Genomic DNA, 19,534 nt, shown 5'->3' on the forward strand with positions numbered 1-19,534 from the left:
CTAGACAGGCTGACGTCTCTCAGAGCGTATCGCCCCGGGCCGCGCGGCTCAGGATCGCGTCCACTTCGTCCGGGTCCAATCCGTAATCCCGGATCGCGACCTCGGCACTGACATAGCCGAGCGCGACGTCCCGTGCGACGGCACCGGGCGCGCGATCGCGAGGGTGGCCCGTCCCGCCGCCGCCGGGGAATGCCATCACGACGCGCGCACCCTGTGGCACCGATTGGCGCCCCTTGCCGCGCAGGGGTGTGCCGTCATCCAGCGCGATCCGGGTCGCGCCGCCGGCATGCCCGCCGTGGCGGCCCCGTGCCGGATGCTCCACCCGATCCAGCATCGCCTGAAAATACGCGACGTGACCCGGCGCGGCGCTGACCTCCATGTCCTGGCCCAACCCCCCGCGATAAGCCCCCGCGCCTCCGGAATCGGGGCGCAGTTCCTTGCGGTGGATCAGGACCGGGCCGGATTGCTCGATCGCCTCGACCGGCATGGTCATCACGCCGGAGGGGAAGGCCGTGGCGTTCAGCCCGTCGAGCCCCGGCCGCGCGCCGGCCCCGCCGGAATTGAAGCTCAGCACTTCGGCCCGACGGCCTTCGGACCCCTTGGGCCGGACGGACAGCATGAAGTTGCACAGGCATCCAGCGCCCTCGGCCGGGACGGTGTAGGGCAGCAATTGATCCAGCGCGCCGTAGACGGCATCGGGCACCATGTGTCCGATCACGTGGCGCAGGGCGACCGGCGCGGGATGCGGTGCATTGACGATGCTGCCTTCCGGCGCGCTGAGCGTGAACGGGGCCAGCGAGCCGGCATTGTTGGGAATGTCCGGCGCGATGGCGCATTTGAGCGCGTAGCAGGCATAGGCCTTCGTATAGACCAGCGGGACGTTGATCCCCTTGGGATCGGTGCCGGACGTCCCCGTCCAGTCGGTGTGAACGCTGTCGGGTGCGATCGTGACGCGAACGGACAGGTCGACCGGCGCGGAGTAGCCGTCGATCCGCATGGTCGACGCGGCCTCTCCGGGGGGCAGGGCGCGGATCCGCTCCAGCGTGGCCTCGCGCGAAGCGGTCAGGATGTGCTCGGCCAGATCGCTCAGATCCGGAAGGGCGAATTCGTCCATCATCTCCGCCAGCCGCGCCTGGCCGATCGCGTTGCAGGTGGCGAGCGCGTGGATATCGCCGATCAGTTGATCCGGTTGGCGCGTGTTCGAGCGGATCAGCGCCAGCAGGGTCGGATCGGGGCTGTCCCCACGGGTCCAGCGCATGATCGGGAGGTGCAGCCCTTCCTCGTAGACGCTGTCCGCATCGGCGCCGAAACCCCGACCGCCGATATCCGTCACGTGCGCGGTGCAGGCGAAGAAGCCGACACGGGCCCCGTCGCGGAAAACCGGGGTGACCACGGTGATATCGTGCAGATGCCCCGTCCCCTCCCACGGATCGTTGGTCAGGTAGACGTCGCCCGGCGCCATGTCGGGGATGCGGCGGATGAAGTGGGCGACCGCGTCGGCCATCGCATTGACATGCCCCGGCGTGCCCGTGACCGCCTGAGCCAGCATCCGGCCATCGCCATCGTAGACCCCCGCCGACAGGTCCCCCGCCTCACGAACGGAAGGGGAAAAGGCCGTCCTGATCAGGGCCTGCGCCTGTTCCTCGACCACCGAGATCAGGCGCGTCCACATCACCTGCATCTGAACGGCGCCCACCCGCGTCGCGGCCCGTGCGCCGGTGGCATGAACATCCAGCGTGCCGTCGCCCAGCATCCGGACAGCGCGGGATGCAGGAACGATGACGGTGGTTTCGTCCTCGGTGATGAGCGCGGGGCCGGGCAGGGCGGCGCCGGCCGGCATCCCGGCGCGGGCCGCCTCGACTGCGTCCATCCGCGTGGCCCGCGCGGCATCGTAGAGACGGCGGGGACGGGTCGCGGGGGCTGGGGCGTTTGCGACGGGGGCCACCCGCTCGACCTCCGGGGCCGGGGTCGCGGCGGTGACGGACCAGACTGTGATTTCGATCTCCGGCCCTTCGACGACGCGGCCGAACAATGTGCGGTAGGTCCGCTCGAACGCATTTGCATAGGTATGCAAATCCGGCGAGGCGGCCTCGTCCGCCGACAGGTCCACCGGGATTTCCCAGCCTTGGCCGGCATACCGCATATAGGCCCTGTGGCGCAGCGTGACCTCCGCCTCGGCATCGCAGGACCGGACGAAATCGGCGGCTTCGGTGCCGAGTTCCCCGAACAGTCCCGCGACCCGCGCCGGGTCCATCTCCGACAGGCGCGTGAAGACGGACCTGTTGGCCTCGAACGAGAATGGCGCGCGCAGGAAGCCGATGGCGCTGCCGACCCCGGCCCCCGCCGGGACCAGACAGCGCTCGATCCCCAGCTTCTCGCACAGACGTGCCGCATGCAGAGGTGCGGCGCCCCCGAAGGCGATCATGGTGTAGTCCGACAGGCCTTCCCCATTCTCGACCGCATGGACGCGGGCGGCATTGGCCATCGCCTCGTCCACTGCCTCGGCCACTCCGAAGGCCGCATCCGTCGCATCCAGCCCGAGGGGGCCCCCGACATGCTCGGCCAGCGCCGCTTCGGCCCGGTCGGGGTCGAGCGGGATCGAACCGCCGGCGAAGTTCGCCGGATCCAGCTTGCCGAGCACCAGATCCGCATCCGTGACCGCCGGCCGGGTCCCCCCGCGGCCATAGCAGGCGGGGCCGGGTTCGGATCCCGCGCTTTCGGGGCCTACGGCGATCCGACCCATCGCGTCCACCAATGCCAGCGACCCGCCACCCGCGCCGATCTCGACCATGTCGATGACCGGAATGCTGATCGGCATGCCGGACCCCTTCTTGAACCGGTAGCTGCGCGCCACCTCGAAGACGCGCGCCGTCTTGGGCTTGCGGTCGCGGATCAGGCAGATCTTGGCGGTGGTTCCGCCCATGTCGAACGACAGGACCTTGTCGAGCCCGTGCCGCGCCGCCAGATCGGCGGCAAAGACGGCGCCTCCGGCGGGCCCGCTCTCGACGAGACGGACGGGGAAGGCCGCGGCGCTTTCCAGCGACATCACCCCACCCCCGGAATGCATCAGGAAAACGGGGCAGGCGGCGCCCTCGGATGCGAGCCGGTCGCGCAGCCGGTCCAGATAGGACTTCATCAAGGGCTGGATGTAGGCGTTCGCGACGGTCGTGTTGAACCGTTCGTATTCGCGCATCTGCGGGCTGACCTCGGAGGAGAGCGAGACCAGCACGCCGGGCATCCGCGCCGCCAGCACGTCGCGGATCGCGCGTTCGTGGGCGTCGTTTGCATACGAATGCAAGAGTCCCACCGCCACGCTTTCGTATTCCGCCGCCGCGAGCCTGTCGGCCAGCGCCTCGACCTCGGCCAGATCGAGCGGCGTCAGCACGGCGCCCGCCGCATCCATCCGCTCTGTCACGACGTGGCGGCGGTTCCGCGGCAGCAGCGGCTGGGGCAGCGTCAGGTTCAGGTCATATTGCTCGAACCGGCTTTCGGTGCGCATCTCGATCACGTCGCGGAAGCCGCGCGTCGTGACGAGCGCCGTCTTCGCCCCCCGCCGTTCGATCAGCGCATTGGTCGCGAGCGTCGTGCCGTGAATGATCTGGTCCAGCGCGGCGGGCTCGATCCCGGCGCGGTCGCAGACTCGGCGCATCCCTTCAACGATGGCATCCTCTGGGGCGGCATAGGTCGTCAGGACCTTGATCGAGTGCCGCGCGTCGTCCAGCTCCAGCACGACATCCGTGAAGGTGCCCCCGATATCGACGCCCAGTCTCGCGCGCATGCCCGTCCTCCGTTTGCGGCGGACGCTAGGCGGGGGCGGCGGGAAGGTCCAGAATGGCGCGCGCCTGGGCAGGCGTGGCGACGGGGCGGCCATGGCGCGCGCAGATCTCGGCCGCCCGTTCGACGAGGGCGGCATTCGACGGGGCGAGTGCGTTCCGGTCCAGCCTCACATTGTCCTCGAGCCCCGTGCGGGCATGGCCTCCGGCGGCGATGGCCCATTCGTTCAGCTCGATCTGATGCCGCCCGATGCCGGCGGCACACCAAGGCGCATCAGGACCGAAGAGACGGCGCACCGTGGCCACGTAGAAATCGAAGACGTCCCGGTCGGCGGGCATGGCGTTCTTCACGCCCATCACGAACTGGATGTAAGGCGTGCCCTCCAGCTCTCCGCGATCCGCCATGGCGCGGGCCTGCAGGATGTGGCTCAGATCGAAAGCCTCGATCTCGGGCTTGACGCCGTGGGTGCGCATCTCGGCCGCGAGCCATTGCACCAGATCGGGCGGGTTCTCGTAGACGCGGGTCGGGAAATTGTTCGAGCCCACCGTCAACGACGCCATGTCCGGGCGCAGGGGCAGCATCCCCCCGCGCTCGCGTCCCGCACCGGAACGCCCGCCGGTCGAAAACTGCACGATCATGCCGGGGCAGTGCTTGCGCACCCCTTCCATCAGTCGGGCGAAGCGGTCCGGATCGCTGGTCGGGGTGCCGTCTTCCTTTCGGACATGGGCGTGGAGGATGGAGGCCCCTGCCTCGAAGGCGGCCTGCGTGCTCTCGACCTGCTCGTCGATGGTGATGGGCACGGCAGGATTGTCGGATTTCTGCGGCAGCGAGCCGGTGATGGCGACGCAGATGATGCAGGGCACGGTCACGGGTCGAAGAAGACGGTCTCTCCGTCTCCCTGCAAACGGATGGTCAGGCGGTAGGCCTCGTCCGTGCGGCGCGCGATCAGGCTGTCCCGGCGCACGGGCTGTTCGATCAGGTTCAGCACGGGGTCCGACGAATTGTCCTCGTCCTCGAAGTAGAGCCGGGTATGCAGCCCCTGATTGATGCCCCGCGCGACGATCCAGAGCGCGACATGCGGCGCCTGATCGCCCACCGCGCCCGGCTTGATCGTGTCGAAGACCCACTCCCCGCTCTCGGGATCGCAGGCGGCGCGGCCCCAGCCGCGAAACCCGTCCGCTGCATCGGGCGGGTAACGGCCCTGCGCATCGGCGTGCCATGCCTCGACCAGCGCGTCGCGCAGGGGTGTGCCGGTGCCGTCGAGGATCGTGCCGGCGATGCGGATGCGGGTGCCCGGCACGCCTTCCGCCGCGATCGCGGTGCCCAGATCCAGCAGGCCGGTCCGCGCCGCGCCGGGCGTCAGTCCGATATGGACGAACGGCCCCGCCGTTTGCGAAGGGGTTTCGGGCAGCTCGGTCATGTCTCGAACCAGGTGGCACGGCGACCGCGCAGGACGATGTCGAAGCGATAGGCGATCATGTCGAAGGGCCGCGTCTGGCCCATATCCAGGTTTGCGACCAGCGCATCCACTGCGACCGGGTCGCCGATGGACTGGGCGATGGGGCAGCGGGCGATCAGGGGGTCGCCCTCGAAGTAGCACTGCGTGACGAGGCGCTGGAGGAACGCGGTTCCGAAGACGCTGAAATGGATATGCGCGGGCCGCCAATCGTTGCGGGTGTTGCGCCACGGATAGGCACCGGGCTTCACGGTGCGGAACGCATAGGTCCCGTCCTCGCCGGTCAGGCAGCGCCCGCAGCCGCCGAAATCCGGGTCCAGCGCGCCCACATATCCGTCGCGGACATGGCGGTAGCGCCCCGATGCGTTGGCCTGCCAGACCTCGACCAGCGTGTGCGGCACGGGGCGCCCATTTCCGTCCAGCACCCGGCCGTGGATCAGGATCCGCTCTCCGATCGGGGCGGCCTCGCCATAGTTCGACAGAAGGTCCGCATCCATCTGTCCCAGGTCGTCGGGCCGGAAGACCGGACCGGTCCTCTCGGTCGGGCCCGGGTCGAGCGACAGAAGGGGCAGGCGCGGCGACCGCGTCACGGACGTCTTGTAGGCAGGCGCCAGCGCCGGGGGATGGCGTGCGGGATCGCGGGGGCGAAAGGTCATGCGTCCATCTCGGCATAGACCTCTTTTGCGATGGCGATGGCGCGGTTCGCGCGCGGCACGCCGGCATAGACCGCCGCATGGAGGAACGCCTGCATCACATCCTCTCGACTGGCACCTGTGCGGGCCGTGGCCCGGACATGCATGGCGATCTCGTCGAAATTGCCCGTCGCCGCCAGCACCGCCAGGGTCAGCATGGAGCGTTCACGGGCCGGGATCGTCTCGTCCGCCCAGAGCGTGCCCCAGGCCCCTTCGGTGATCATGCGCTGAAAGGGCGCGTCGAAGGCGTGGGTCGTGGCGGTGGCCCGGTCCACATGCGCATCGCCCAGCACTGCGCGGCGGGTTTTCATGCCTTGATCGTAACGGTCCGTCACAGCGGCAATCCCACATAGTTTTCGGCCATGGCACGCTGCGCCGCCTCGCTTTCCCGCAACAAGGCGACTTCGGCACGCTGCATGTTCCGCTCGAAATCCGAGTGATGCGGAAAGAGGTGCATGAGCGAGGTGAACCACCACGAAAAGCGCTCGTTCTTCCACACGCGGGCGAGGGCGCGCTCGGAATAGGCGTCGAGCGGGCCGTCGTCGCCGCGATAATGCGCCGTTACCCCCTCGGCCAGGTAATGCACGTCGCCCGCGGCAGTGTTCAGACCCTTCGCCCCGGTCGGCGGCACGATATGGGCCGCATCTCCGCACAGGAACAGACGGCCCCAGCGCATCGGCTCGCAAACATAGGACCTCAGCGGCGCGATGGATTTCTCGATCGACGGCCCCGTCACCAGCGCGTCGGCCTGCGCGGGAGGCAACCGGCGGCGCAACTCGGCCCAGAAGGCATCGTCCGACCATGCGTCAGGCGACTCGGAGGCGTCGCATTGAACGTAATAGCGGCTCAGCCCTTCGTTCCGCATCGAGCAGAGCGCGAAGCCGTGGGGGCCGCTGGCATAGATCAGTTCCTCCTCGACAGGCGGCGTTTCGGAGAGGATGCCGAGCCAGCCGAAGGGATATACCTTCTCGTAGTCGCGGCGCACATCGTCGGGGATCGTCGGTCGGCTGACCCCGTGGAAGCCGTCGCAGCCGGCGACGAAATCGCAGGCGATCTCCTGCGGCGCGTCGTCATGGGTGAACGTCACGCGGGGCGCATCGGTGTCGGCGTCATGGATCGTGACCTCGTCCACCTCGAAGAAGCTGGGCGCGTCGGTCGCCTCGCGCGCGTCGTAGAGATCCTGCGTCACCTCAGTCTGGCCATAGACCGTGACGGCATGCCCGGTCAGCCCTGCGAGGTCGATGCGGAACATCTCCTCTCCCCAGGAGACGTTGACGCCTTGATGTCGGAACCCTTCGGCTGCCAGCCGCGCGCCGACGCCTGCCTCGTGCAGCAGGTCGCAAGTGCCGCGTTCCAGCAGACCCGCACGGATGCGGGACAGCACGTGGGCCTTGCTCCGCTTTTCCAGCAGGATCGTGTCGATCCCCTGCCGGTGCAGCAATTGCCCCAGCAGCAGGCCCGCCGGACCGCCCCCGATGATCGCGACCTGTGTGCGCATGGGTCCTCCCGGGCCGAACAATGAGGCAGAGGGAGCGGCGACGCAATCGTGAGCGGTATGTCCGGTGCCGAAAGGGTAATCAGAGTTCGAATCGAGACCGGAGCCGCCATGCAGACCCTTCCCCTGACCCGTGACCTGTTGCTGATCGGTGGGGGGCATGCCCACGCGCTGGTCTTGCGCGCGTGGGGGATGCGCCAGATGGCGGGGGTGCGGGTGACGGTGGTCAATCCGGGTCCGACGGCGCCCTATACGGGGATGCTGCCGGGTCATGTCGCCGGGCATTACACACGCGACGAGCTGGATATCGACCTGATCCGGCTCGGACGCTTTGCCGGGGCGCGGGTCATCGACGGCGCGGTCGACGCGTTGGAAGAGGGGCGCGCCCACGTCGCGGGGCGCGGCTGGATCGCATTCGACGTGGCCTCCATCGACATCGGTATCCACGCCGAAATGCCGGAGATCCCGGGCTTCGCCGAGCATGCCGTGGGCGCCAAGCCTCTGGACCGGTTCGCGCGCGCCTGGCGCGCCTTCCGCGACCGTGCGACGAACGGGAAAGCCCCGCCCGATATCGTCGTGATCGGTGGCGGTGTCGGCGGGGTCGAGCTGTCGATGGCGATGGCCCATGCCCTTCGCGACCGCGGCCCCCGCGTCTCGGTGCTCGAGTCGGACGAGGCGCTGTCGGGCCTCGGCCCGCGCGCCCAGGCCGATCTGCGCGCGGCGATGAACGGCCTGGGCGTCACTGTCGAACAGGGCGCTCGCGTCGCCCGGATCCACGCCGATTCCGTGGACCTCGAAGACGGACGCCGGATCCCGGCTGCCTTCGTTACCGGCGCGGCGGGCGCCCGGCCGCATCGCTGGGTCGCCGGGACCGACCTGCCGCTGGAAGAGGGCTTCATCCGCGTGACGGCCCGGCTCCAGGTCGAGGGACGGCCCAACCTCTTCGCAGCAGGCGATTGCGCCCACCTGACCCATGCGCCGCGGCCCAAGGCCGGCGTCTATGCCGTGCGTGCGGCGCCGGTGCTGCACGACAACCTGCGCGCCGCGCTGTCGGACGGCGTGATGAAACGCTTCGAGCCGCAGCGCACCTACCTCAAGCTCATCTCGCTGGGTGACAAGGCGGCCCTCGGCCAGAAGGGGGGTATCAGCGTCTCCGGCCGATGGCTCTGGCAGTGGAAGGATCGGATCGATCGCCGGTTCATGGACAAGCTGACCGATCTGCCCGTGATGCAGGCGGCATCCCCACCCGCCGAGGCGCCGAAAGATGCTCTGGCGGCGCCGATGCTCTGCGCGGGATGCGGATCGAAGGTCGGGGGCGGCCCGCTGGGCGATGCGCTGGCGGCGCTGCCGGCACAGACGCGCGACGACATCCTGTCACGGCCGGGCGATGACGCGGCCGTGCTGTCGATCGGCGGCCGGCGTCAGGTCCTGACGACCGACCATCTGCGCGCTTTCACCGAAGACCCGTGGCTCATGGCCCGCATCGCCGCCGTGCATGCGCTGGGGGACATCTGGGCGATGGGCGCGGCGCCGCAGGCGGCCTTGGCCAGCCTCGTCCTTCCGCGCATGTCCGAGCCGCTGCAGGCCCGCACCCTGGCCGAGATCATGGGCGCCGCATCGGAGGTGTTTCGGGACGCCGGAGCCGAGATCGTCGGCGGCCACACCACGATGGGGGCCGAGGCGACCTATGGCTTCACCGTCACCGGCCTCGCCGAGAAACCCATCGGCCACGATGGCGCCCGGCCGGACGACGCACTGATCCTGACGCGCGCGATCGGGTCCGGCACGCTTCTGGCGGCCGAGATGCAGGGGCGCGCGAAGGGGCGCGATGTCGTCGCCCTGTTCGAGCGGATGGCGACGCCGCAGGGCGACGCCGCCGCAATCCTGTCTGAGGCTCATGCGATGACCGACGTGACGGGCTTCGGTCTGGGGGGGCATCTCTGGTCCATCGCGCGAGCGAGTGGGGTGGCGGTCGAGCTCGATCCCGGTTCCGTGCCGCTCTATCCCGGCGCGGAGGAGCTGGCGGCGGACGGCATCCGGTCGTCGCTTTACGCCTCGAACGTGGCGGCTGCGCCGATCGAGGGGCTGGGCGACGATCCCCGCGCAGCGCTTATTCACGATCCGCAGACCTGCGGCGGATTGCTGGCCGCCATCCCGGCGGGGCAGGCGGAAGACCTGGTGGAGCGCTTGCGGGGGCAGGGGCACGATGCCGCGCGGATCGGAACGGTGACCAAAGGCGCGCCGGGCGTGAGAGCGGGCTAGCGGATCCCGGATCCGGGCCGCCGGGCGGGGTCCGCCCCGGCGGGGGCCGGGTCGCCTAGCCGGTCATCTTCAGGATGTCTCCGGCGGCACGATCCAGAGCCGCATCAGAGAGGTCGTCCAGATCGAGGCGCCCCAACGCCGTCCTCTCGCCGCGCAGGCCGCCGCGATAGCGGGGATCGTAATGATGCTCGATCAGCTGTTCGGCGAGCATGGCGTAATCCCCGCTCTTCGCGAGGTCGTGCCACGCCGAAATGCGGTCGCGCGGGTTGTAGGGCCGCAGGCTGTCGATGCGGCGGGCCAGGAGGTCGGCATCCTGGATGAGGTCGGGATAGGCCTCGATCAGATGCCGCGCGCGCAGTGCGACGGGCGCAGAGAGTGTGATCACACCCGCGCCGCCCATTGCCGTCCAGAGCGAGGGCGGCAGGCGGATCGCGCCGATAGCGTTGCTTTCGGCTTCGAGAAAGACCGGCCGCGACGGGTCCAGCGCGGCCAGCGCAGCGGCAAGACGGGACTCGAACATCTTCTGGGACGGCTGTCCCCCCGGCAGCCCTCCGAAATTCGATCCGCGATGTCGGGCCAAGCCTTCCAGATCGACCGTCTGTGCCCTACCTGCTGCCAACCGATGCAGAAGACGGGTCTTGGCCGTCCCGGTTCCGCCGTCGATCAGCACGAAGCGATGGGGCAGGGCGTCCTTGTAGAGCCGCCGGCTGATCGCCCGGCGATAGCTGCGATAGCCCCCCTCCAGGACCCGGACCCGCCACCCCACCTGTTCGAGGATCGTCGCGAACGAGCCCGAGCGCTGCCCTCCGCGCCAGCAATAGACCAGCGGGCGCCACCCTCCGTCACGGTCCGCGAGGGGGCCTTCGAGATGGGCCGCCGCGTTCCGCGAGACCAGCGCCGCGCCGACCTTGCGTGCAAGGAACCGGTCCTGCCGGACATAGATCGTGCCGACCCGCGCCCGCTCCTCGTCCGAGAGGACGGGGAGGTTCACTGCGCCGGGCACGTGGTCCTCTGCGAATTCCGAGGGCGCACGGACGTCGATCACCTGATCGAACGGCCAGTCCGCGCCGGGATCGAAGGGCAGGTCGGTAAGCTGAAACCGCATCCGAGAGAGGTGCCCCCGCAACGCGCCGGGGTCAACGTGTTGCATACGTATGCAAGCCTTGCCGCGCAGGTGCTTCAGGCTGCCGCAGGGTGCGATATGTCGCGCCTTGCGACCGTTGTCCGGCCGAGGAACGCGCCCAAATAGTCGACCAAAGTCGTAAAGAAAGAGCAGATCCCGATGTTCGAGAACTTCGACGCCGTGCTGCTGGCGCGCATTCAGTTCGCCTTCACGGTCTCATTCCACTTCATCTTCCCGGCCTTCACCATTGGTCTGGCGAGCTATCTCGCGGTGCTGAACGGGCTGTATTACTGGACGAAGGACCACAAATACCTCGATCTCTTCCGCTACTGGGTAAAGATCTTCGCCCTGGCCTTCGCCATGGGCGTCGTGTCGGGCATCGTGATGTCCTACCAGTTCGGCACCAACTGGTCGGTCTTCAGCGACAAGGCCGGGCCCGTCATCGGTGGACCCATGGCCTATGAGGTGCTTAGCGCCTTCTTCCTCGAGGCGGGCTTCCTCGGGATCATGCTTTTCGGACGGGAGCGGGTGGGCCCTGTCCTGCATATGACCGCCTGTATCGCGGTGGCCGTCGGCACGTTCATGTCGGCCTTCTGGATCCTTTCGGTGAACAGCTGGATGCACACGCCTGCCGGGTTCGAGATCGACGCCGCCACGGGGCAGTTCCTGCCGACCGATTTCTGGCAGGTGATCTTCAACCCGTCCTTCCCGTATCGCCTGACGCACACCCTGGCGGCGACCTATCTGACGACCGCGTTCATCGTGGGCGGCGTTGCGGCCTATCACCTGCTGCGCCGGCGCCGCCGGGGCGAGCAGCCCAGCGAGGCCACCAAGACCATGTTCTCTATGGCGATGTGGATGGCCGTCATCGTGGCGCCGATCCAGATCATTCTCGGGCATGAGCATGGTCTCAACACGCTGGAATACCAGCCGCAGAAGGTCATGGCGATGGAGGGGCACTACAACAGCTACCCCGACGGGGCGCCGCTCTACCTGTTTGGGATCCCGAACGACGAAGAGCAGCGTCTCGACTATGCCATCGGCATCCCGAAGGTCGCGTCCTGGGTTCTGAAGGGCGACCTGAACGCGCCGACGGCGGGGCTGGACACGATCCCCGACGAGTCGCAGCCGCCGGTTATGCTGGTCTTCTGGTCGTTCCGCATTATGGTGGGCATCGGTCTGCTGATGCTGGCGGTCGGCGCTTGGTCGCTGGTCGCGCGGATGCGGGGACGGCTGAACGACGATGTCTGGCTGCACCGCTTCGCCTTGGCGATGGGGCCGTCCGGTCTGGTCGCGGTGCTGGCCGGGTGGATCACGACCGAGGTGGGACGCCAGCCCTACACGATCTATGGCTACCTCACGACGGCCGATTCCGTCGCGCCGCTGGAGGCGCCCGCGGTGGCGGCAAGTCTGGTCGCATTCATCGTGATCTACTTCGCCGTCTTCGGTGCGGGCACGTTCTACATCCTGCGGATGATGTCCAAGCCTCCGGTCTTCGGCGAGAAGCCGATCAAGGAGACCATCGACGGGCCGATCCGGACGGCGGGCACCACGCCCGCCTCCGAAGAGATGGTCCGCCGCAACAAGGGGCCGGCCGCCGTGCCGGGGGAGTGACCGGATGCCTATCGCTGACGGAGTCTCCTTCGACCTGACCCTGATCTGGGGCGGCATCATCGCCTTCGCCGTGCTGATCTACGTGATCCTAGACGGCTTCGATCTGGGTCTCGGGATGCTGTTCGCGGTCGAGCGCGACAAGCGCAACCGCGACGTCATGATGAACTCTGTCGCCCCGGTCTGGGACGGCAACGAGACCTGGCTCGTGCTGGGGGGAGGGGGGCTGTTCGCCGCCTTCCCGCTGGCCTACGCGCTGATCCTGCCCGCGCTCTACGTGCCGATCATCTTCATGGTCCTCGCGCTCATCTTCCGGGGCGTGGCCTTCGAGTTCCGCTGGCGCACCAAACGGTGGGAGCGCGTCTGGGACATGGCCTTCATCGGCGGATCCGCCGTCGCGGCGCTGACACAGGGGATCACGCTGGGCGCCTTGTTGCAGGGGATCACCGTGGATGAGGCGGCGCGGCAGTATGCCGGGGGCTGGTGGGACTGGCTGACGCCCTTCTCGCTGACGGTCGGATTGGCCGTGATGGTGGGTTACATGCTGCTTGGCGCGACGTGGCTCGTCATGAAGACCGACGGCGACCTGCAGCAGCGGATGCGCAAGCGGGCCTGGCCGCTGGGCGCTGCGACGCTGGTCTTCATCGGCATCGTCAGCCTTTGGACGCCGTTCCTTCAGGAGGGGTACTACAACCGGTGGTTCGCGACGTCGCTGGGCTTGTGGCTCGCGGTGGGCGTGGCGGCGGCGGTGGGTCTGTGCGCGGTGCTCATGTTCCGGTCGCTAACGATCCATCACCACGAATACCGGCCCTTCGTGCTGGCGCTGGTCATCTTCGTGCTTTGCTTCGTGGGCCTGGGCTTCTGCATGTTCCCCTACATCGTGCCCACCGAAATCACCTTGTGGGAGGCGGCCGCTCCGCGGAACAGCCAGATCTTCATGCTGATCGGGGCTGCCATCAACATCCCGATGATCCTTGCCTATACCGGGTTCGCCTATTGGGTGTTCCGCGGGAAGGTCGATCCCGAGGAGGGATATCACTGATGACCCGACACTCTCGCGATGAGGCGGGCCACGATGCGGGGCCGTGGTGGAAACGTTTTGGCTGGTTCGTCGCCTTATGGCTGGCGTCCGTCGCCGTGGTCCTCGCCGTTGCCTACGGCATCCGGTTCTGGATCACCTGACGGCGCGGGCGGTCGGGCGACCTCCAGCAGCTTTTCGGTTTGACCGTAGAGGATGGCGACGTCCCCTTCGGCCAGTTGGGCCCGCGCGCCCGGCGCGCCTTCGAAGCTGCCGTCGGCCCGCTCGATCCCGAGGACGAGGATGCCTCTCTCGTGCAGGCCAAGTTGGCTCAGCGTTCCGGCGAGCAGCGGACTCGTGGGACCGATCTCGGCTTCGCTGACCCGCCAATCCTCGCGAAGATGCAGCAGGCCCGCATAATCCCTCAACTCCAGCGTGGCGGAGTTGCGCAGCAATCGCTGGATCAGGGGGCGCGACACGCGGTCCAGCCGGTCGGACCGGGCAAGGGCGATTAGGACTGCCAGACCGGCGAAGAGGACCAGCAGCTTTTCCCAGGTCGGGTAGCTCTCTCCGACGAAGGACAGCATCAGCGTCGAAATCACGGTGACGACGCCCGCGCTGCCCAACCGGATCAGCCAGGCGACGATGCGCCGCCGCGCCGGGCCGTTGACGACGTTCTCGCTCTCACCGGTGGTGAAGCCCGCGCCCGAGAAGGCCGAGAGCGCCTGGAACCGGGCGACGTCATCGCTGATGCCGGTCATCGTCAGGGCGATGGCGCCCACGCGGACGATGACGAAGGACAGGGTGAGGACGGACAGGACGGAGAGGATCGCGATCATGCGACCGGGTGTAGCGCGACGGGCGCAAGAGGTGAAATGATATGACGCAAATCCGCGGGGCCAAGGCCATGATCCGCTTCGGTTTCTTCAGCGTCCGCTCAACGCGCGGGTCTGGAGGATCAGGGGGTCGAGCATCTCCGGCGCCTTCGCGAAGAGCTGTGCTTCCTCGCGGGCCTGTTCGGCGATCTCGTCCAGCCGCGCTTCGGCGGCGGGCAACGCTTCGGTGAAGGCCGCCGCCGTGAGGTCCAGATCCTCGTCGCTGGGGTCTGCCCGGCAGAACGCAACGGAGATGTCCGGATCGGTGATGGCGATCGACGCGGGCAGCGTCAGGATGCCGTCGCGCAGATCCTCCTTGCCTCCCCCGCCCAGGGCGGGCAGGCCGCGCACATCGGCCACGTCGTCGCATCCGTGATAGAGCCGGCCCAACAGGCCGCCGAAGGTCCGCAGACGGCCGCTGCGGTCACCGAGGCAGGCGCAGATCTCGAACATCGACCCGGTATCTTCGCCCGCGATCCGCCACCAATCCTCGTAGCCCAGCGGTTGGCGTCTCAGCCGCCATTGCATGCACTCGGCCACGCCGAGCCGCTTGAGCAGTTCGGAAAAGAGCGTAATCGCCTGAAGGTCGTCGCCAAGTTGCAGATAGCCTTCGGCCACGATGTAGCCCGACGTCATCAGCGCCGAAAGCTCGCCGAAGCGCGTGTGCATCGTCGCCCGGCCGCGGCGTTCGGGGGACCGGTCCACGATGTCGTCGATCACCAGCGAGACGTTGTGGAAGAACTCGATCACCAGAGCCGACGTCATGATCTGCGGCGGGATCGGCCCGGGGCCGTGCGTCGCGCGATGGCAGGCGAAGATGGTGAGCGGGCGGAAATACTTGGACCCGCCGAGAAACTGCCACTCCAGCGCGTCGCGCATCTCGTCGTCGCAGGTCGCGACCCAGTCGGCGATCCGCTCGCGCAGTTCGGTCATCTCGTCCGAGAAGCCCAGCGTGTCGATGACGGACGCGCTGGTGGCGTCGATGCTGGCCGCGGAATTCAAGGCTTCGGGGTCCAGCGGCGCTTGTGGGGCTGGTCGGGGTCGGACGGGGCCGCACCCGACGCGACGGCTTCCCCGAGCTTTTCGAGGTCCTGATCCAGACGACGCGCCTCCTGCAGGGCGGTCTCGCCGACTTCGCGCAGAAAGCTGCGGACGGCTTCGGCGTTTGCGCGATCATCGCCAGGTGCCGTCCCTTGCGGGGTCGTCACGTTCGGCACCATTTCTGAAAGAGCCGCCTGATGGCGCGCGAAGACTTCCGTCAGGCGCTGCCCGTAGCGAAGGGAACTGCCCGAGGCGATGGCCGCCGCTTCGACCAGCGCCGCAGCCGGGCCGATGGCGGGCCGATCGCCTGTCCTGTCGGCGCCGCTCTGACCAGCCACCTGCTGCATCATTCTCGCATAGGCCTCGAGCATGCCCGCAAAGGCGTCCGCCAGCCCGGCCGGCCCTTCTGTGCCGCCACGATCCTGCTGTCCCCCGCCGTCCCGCGCGAACTGGAACGGGTCCGGTCCCGTGCTCGTCATCCTGTCCCCCCTCTGGCGGCTTCAGCCACCGTCCCGGTCGCGTGGATCGGGATCAAACCGCTCCAGATACGCCATGGTCCAGAGCGACGTCGCCCCGCGCAGGCCGTGCAGGTAGCTGCGCTGCGCCTCCAATGCCACGCGCATCGCCAGCTCGGCGGCGAGGCCCTTTTCGGCTTCGGGGGCCCGGATCACACCCGCTGCGGCCTTGGCGATATCCGCCGCTTCGCCCGCCGCCGCACGCAACGCGCGCTCTCCCGTCTCGGCGGTCGCGCCGATGGCGGCCACGTAGCCGCGCAGGGCCACGGTTGCCATTCGGCTGTATTCCGACGTCATGGACAGGCCCCCGATGATCCGTGTTTAGCTGGCACCCTGACCTGCGGATGGGGGCTTGGCAATGATCATCGAGGGCGAAGAGCGGTATCCGGACGCGGCCTCCACGCGGCCGCATGTCATCGTTGTCGGCGCCGGTGTCGCCGGCCTGACGACCGCGCATCGCCTGCTGGAGCGGGGGCATGATATCACCCTGCTCGAAGCGGACTCGTTTCTGGGCGGCAAGCTGGGCGCGCATCAGGACTGGGACGAACGCGATCATCCATCGGCCGGGATCGACCCGCTGCCGCCGATCACGGACGAGGCGGGGCCGTACGGGCGCCGGAAATGCGCCGTCTGCACCGACCCCTGTTGCGAGCGCAAGCGCGCCACCGACTGGCACGAGCATTGCTACCACATGTACCTCAACTGGTATCACAACTTCTGGGCGCTTATGCGGGACATCGGCGCGATGGACCGCTTCGTGCCCATCACCGAGATCTATCACCAGCCTCCGGATCCCGATGCCGACATCCTCAGCGTCGTGAACCCCGGCTCGCCATGGACGGCGCTTCACAACGCGTTCGCGGGCGTGGACCCACCCGCCGACATGTTCCTGCAGAACCAGTCGATGCTGGACCTTCTGGCGAAGCCGGACAGCGAACGGCAGCGTCTCGACAAGATGAGCGTCGAAGCCGTGCTGCTGGAGCATGGCTACACCACCAAGGCATCCCGCGCGGCGAGCCACCGGGTGCTGGCGAAAGCCTTCGCTGCGCCGACCGCGATGGCTTCGGCGCGGACGTTCCAGTCGTTCAACAAGTACAGCGCCCGGCTTCCTGCGCCGACGATGTGGCTTCTGGACGGGGTCACCGCCGAAGCCATATTCACCCCTTGGCTCTGCAAGCTGGCGGAGCTTTCGGGGTCGTTTCGCATCGACGATGATGTCTTGGCGACCCGCCCCGTCTTCAGGGACGCGATCGAGCATTTCGCAGCCCTTGAGCGCGATGAGGAGGAGCGCAGGCGGATGCCGTCCCTGACGGTGATGCCGCTCCGCGCCTTGACGGGGATCGAGATCGACCCGGATACCGGCGAGTTCCTCTTGCGCGTCGAACGTCAGGACCATTCGCGCGGCACCCGGAACCGCTTTGCCAGCAACGAGATCGACCCGGGGGGAGATGTCTGGCGCTTCGACGGTCAGGTCGTCCTGACGGTTCCGCCCCGTCAGCTCGCCGGGCTTGTCTTCACCCGTGCCGAAAGCGGCAAGGCCGACCCCGATATCTGCCTCGTGGGGTCGGATCCGGCGCTCGCGAATGTCGCCCGGCTCGGCAGCGCGCCGATCTTCACGCTGGACATCTTCCTGCGCGAACCGCTGGAGCGGCCGTTGCCCCGCGGCATCATCAATCTGCTGGGGTCGAAATACGAGATGACCCTCTACGACAATACGGAGATGTGGAGGACGGAGGACGCGCCGGATCCGAAGCCCCACATGATCAGCGTCTGCGCATCGGACGTGAAGACGCTGATGCCGTTCGTCGACAAGCCCGGCGGCGTGCAGGTGGTCATCGACAGGATGCTGGCCGAGATGCGGCGATACGTACGCTTCGATCCCGAAACCGATCTGCTGCATTGCCGGACCCATTTGCAGACGAATGCAGGCGAAGAGCTGTTCATCAACGCGGTCGACACGTGGGAGTATCGTCCGCGTACGACGACCGAAATCCCGAACATGACACTCGCCGGAGATTTCGTGCAGACGGCCATCGACGTCGTCACCATCGAGGCCGCCGCGATGAGCGGCGTGATGGCGGCCGAGGCGGTGCGCCGCAAGACGGGCCTCGGGCGGCCTGTCCCTGTCGTCGTTCCGGACACCATTCCGCGCGCCCAGATGTGGGCCGCCGCCATGGCATCGCGCCCCTTCGCCTACCTCGCCAAGGCCGCCTCGGAGGCGGATCACGGGATCCGCGGATCCTTCGTGACGGAGTATCCGGGCGGCTGACCCGCAACCGTAACCGGCTCGGCCAACGTGCAGGTCATGCGCTCGGTCCAGCCGTTCGCCGCGGGTTTCCGGCGGTGCAGATCCAGGCTCCGCAACGTGTCGCAAAGGCACGCCATGCCGCCTGCGCAAAGACAGCCGGCCGCAATGCCCGCCGCGCGGTCCGCCGGCAGGGAAAGGGTCACATCGCCTCCGTACTGCATCCCCTCGCCGGCCCCGCTCCGGGTCAGCAGGGCACGGCAGGCCTCGGTCGGCCCTGCAGGGGGGCCATGCGGCTGCGTCGTCGAGTAGACCAGCGCCGGGACCCGATCACTGCGCCCGGTCCCGAACCGCGGAAAGCCGAGTTGCAGCTTGTCTCGGCGCGACACGGCCAGTGCCTGGGCCGCCCCCAGCCCGAAGCCGACCCGGTCCGCCCCGTAGGCCACATCGAGGCGCGAGCCGGGCGGCAGGGTCCGGTTGTCGTGCAGGTCCTTGCGAATGCCCCAGATCTGGCGCGCCGTGGCCAGCGAGTAGGGATCGGTCACGATCAGACGAAGGAAGATCTGGCCCGGATCGGGGAAGCGCGTCCCGCGCGGCGAGACGGTCAATGTGAGCCCGATCTCCTGCGTGACGCCGAAATCGGAGGCGCGGTAATCCGAGGCGACCAGAGAGACCATCACGCCGCCCCGGCCGACGTCGACAGGCGCAAGGGTGTCGATCGCCTCCTCCGCCAGGTGGCCGCTGTTGCAGGCTTCGGACATCAGGCGGTCCGCGTCCGCTCTGGACACGAACCACGAGGCCCAGGCCTGCGACGCATCACGGACGCGGGCGGGCAGCAGAAAGGGTGCGCGTGGGCCGGTATCCGGCACCGACAAGTCAGCCCCGGCGGACTCGAAGCCCGCGTCCCGCGCAAGCGCGCGGCGCTGACTCTCTGCAAGCGAGGGGTCGACCACCACTGCGGTGACGCTCGGCGCGGGGTCGGTGCCGGAGAGCGCCCGTTCGACCATGTCATGCGTGGGTGAGGTCACGGTGTCGAACTCGTCCACGGCGACCCCGATCGCAGAGGGCGGGACAGCCAGCATTTCGGTCGCCAGACGCGCATAGTCCCGCGCGACCGACCGGGCCATCTGCGCGGTGCCCTCGTGCCCGAGCGTCCCCAGCACCAGGCCATCGGCAATCCGCGCCGCCGTCCCGCCGGCGAGGTCCAGCGGGCGGGATATCATCTGTTCGCCAAGCCGCATCCAGGCGCGATAAAGACGGTAGGTGTCGTCGGAGGTGACACGCTTCCGCTCCAGTTCCGAGGGATCGTGTTCGATCATCGGACATCTCCCCTGCGCCGACGGACGCTGCCTCCTGCCCTGGGTGATAGGCGTGTCACCCGGATCCGCCAAGAGCAGGCGGGAGGACCGTGCCGCAAACCAACTCTT

General features: G+C 68.3%; 16 protein-coding genes and 1 pseudogene. 4 read left to right on the forward strand and 13 right to left on the reverse strand.

Annotation, left to right across the window (positions count from 1 at the left end):
• Positions 1-19: 19 nt before the first annotated feature.
• The 7 genes and pseudogenes from jaqu_RS21690 to pobA form a co-directional block, all read right to left on the reverse strand.
• Complete coding sequence (locus tag jaqu_RS21690) at positions 20-1,681, reverse strand: hydantoinase B/oxoprolinase family protein (protein WP_084629908.1); 1,662 nt, start codon at positions 1,679-1,681, stop codon at positions 20-22.
• A gap of 45 nt (positions 1,682-1,726) precedes the next feature.
• Positions 1,727-3,778: pseudogene (locus jaqu_RS21695) on the reverse strand (hydantoinase/oxoprolinase family protein); the annotation flags it as partial.
• Positions 3,779-3,803: 25 nt separating this feature from the next.
• Positions 3,804-4,643 carry a BKACE family enzyme gene (locus jaqu_RS15035; RefSeq protein ID WP_043919821.1) on the reverse strand — a complete coding sequence of 280 codons (840 nt, stop codon included), beginning with the start codon at positions 4,641-4,643 and terminating at the stop codon, positions 3,804-3,806.
• A complete protein-coding gene (pcaG, locus tag jaqu_RS15040; RefSeq protein WP_089268428.1) occupies positions 4,640-5,194 on the reverse strand; it encodes a protocatechuate 3,4-dioxygenase subunit alpha in 555 nt (184 codons plus the stop codon). Before pcaG ends, jaqu_RS15035 begins: the two co-directional genes overlap by 4 nt.
• Positions 5,191-5,886: a protocatechuate 3,4-dioxygenase subunit beta gene (gene pcaH / locus jaqu_RS15045; protein ID WP_043919822.1), complete on the reverse strand. Its 696-nt coding sequence runs from the start codon at positions 5,884-5,886 to the stop codon at positions 5,191-5,193. The genes pcaG and pcaH overlap by 4 nt, the downstream gene beginning before the upstream one ends.
• Positions 5,883-6,257: a 4-carboxymuconolactone decarboxylase gene (pcaC, locus tag jaqu_RS15050; protein WP_043919823.1), complete on the reverse strand. Its 375-nt coding sequence runs from the start codon at positions 6,255-6,257 to the stop codon at positions 5,883-5,885. The genes pcaH and pcaC overlap by 4 nt, the downstream gene beginning before the upstream one ends.
• Entirely contained in the window at positions 6,254-7,420 is a 1,167-nt protein-coding gene (pobA, locus tag jaqu_RS15055) for a 4-hydroxybenzoate 3-monooxygenase (protein ID WP_043919824.1), read from the reverse strand. The genes pcaC and pobA overlap by 4 nt, the downstream gene beginning before the upstream one ends.
• Positions 7,421-7,528: 108 nt before the next feature.
• Here pobA and selD point away from each other — a divergent pair, with 108 nt between their 5' ends.
• On the forward strand, positions 7,529-9,679 hold the full coding sequence (gene selD, locus jaqu_RS15060) for a selenide, water dikinase SelD (RefSeq protein ID WP_043919825.1): 2,151 nt from the start codon (positions 7,529-7,531) through the stop codon (positions 9,677-9,679).
• 55 nt (positions 9,680-9,734) lie between these two features.
• Here selD and mnmH read toward each other — a convergent pair whose 3' ends face one another.
• Entirely contained in the window at positions 9,735-10,784 is a 1,050-nt protein-coding gene (mnmH, locus tag jaqu_RS15065) for a tRNA 2-selenouridine(34) synthase MnmH (protein WP_043919826.1), read from the reverse strand.
• Positions 10,785-10,961: 177 nt separating this feature from the next.
• Here mnmH and jaqu_RS15070 point away from each other — a divergent pair, with 177 nt between their 5' ends.
• On the forward strand, positions 10,962-12,416 hold the full coding sequence (locus jaqu_RS15070; protein ID WP_043919827.1) for a cytochrome ubiquinol oxidase subunit I: 1,455 nt from the start codon (positions 10,962-10,964) through the stop codon (positions 12,414-12,416).
• Positions 12,417-12,420: 4 nt separating this feature from the next.
• Positions 12,421-13,455: a cytochrome d ubiquinol oxidase subunit II gene (cydB, locus tag jaqu_RS15075; protein WP_043919828.1), complete on the forward strand. Its 1,035-nt coding sequence runs from the start codon at positions 12,421-12,423 to the stop codon at positions 13,453-13,455.
• Positions 13,456-13,529: 74 nt separating this feature from the next.
• On the opposite strand, the gene jaqu_RS15080 is transcribed toward cydB, so the two are convergent.
• The 4 genes from jaqu_RS15080 to jaqu_RS15095 all read right to left on the reverse strand — a co-directional run bounded on the left by jaqu_RS15080 (position 13,530) and on the right by jaqu_RS15095 (position 16,159).
• Complete coding sequence (locus jaqu_RS15080; protein WP_043919829.1) at positions 13,530-14,270, reverse strand: TrkA C-terminal domain-containing protein; 741 nt, start codon at positions 14,268-14,270, stop codon at positions 13,530-13,532.
• A gap of 87 nt (positions 14,271-14,357) precedes the next feature.
• Entirely contained in the window at positions 14,358-15,308 is a 951-nt protein-coding gene (locus jaqu_RS15085) for a polyprenyl synthetase family protein (protein ID WP_043919830.1), read from the reverse strand.
• Complete coding sequence (locus jaqu_RS15090; protein ID WP_043919831.1) at positions 15,305-15,826, reverse strand: hypothetical protein; 522 nt, start codon at positions 15,824-15,826, stop codon at positions 15,305-15,307. Before jaqu_RS15090 ends, jaqu_RS15085 begins: the two co-directional genes overlap by 4 nt.
• 21 nt (positions 15,827-15,847) lie before the next feature.
• Positions 15,848-16,159, reverse strand: coding sequence for a hypothetical protein (locus tag jaqu_RS15095; RefSeq protein WP_043919832.1), 312 nt, complete (start codon positions 16,157-16,159; stop codon positions 15,848-15,850).
• Positions 16,160-16,220: 61 nt separating this feature from the next.
• Here jaqu_RS15095 and jaqu_RS15100 point away from each other — a divergent pair, with 61 nt between their 5' ends.
• Positions 16,221-18,131, forward strand: coding sequence for an FAD-dependent oxidoreductase (locus jaqu_RS15100; protein ID WP_043919833.1), 1,911 nt, complete (start codon positions 16,221-16,223; stop codon positions 18,129-18,131).
• On the opposite strand, the gene jaqu_RS15105 is transcribed toward jaqu_RS15100, so the two are convergent.
• Complete coding sequence (locus tag jaqu_RS15105) at positions 18,086-19,426, reverse strand: hypothetical protein (RefSeq protein WP_043919834.1); 1,341 nt, start codon at positions 19,424-19,426, stop codon at positions 18,086-18,088. The two genes, jaqu_RS15100 and jaqu_RS15105, sit on opposite strands and share 46 nt — an antisense overlap.
• Between the last annotated feature and the right edge of the window lie 108 nt (positions 19,427-19,534).

The organism is Jannaschia aquimarina, from assembly GCF_000877395.1.
Classification (GTDB): Bacteria; Pseudomonadota; Alphaproteobacteria; order Rhodobacterales; family Rhodobacteraceae; genus Jannaschia; species Jannaschia aquimarina.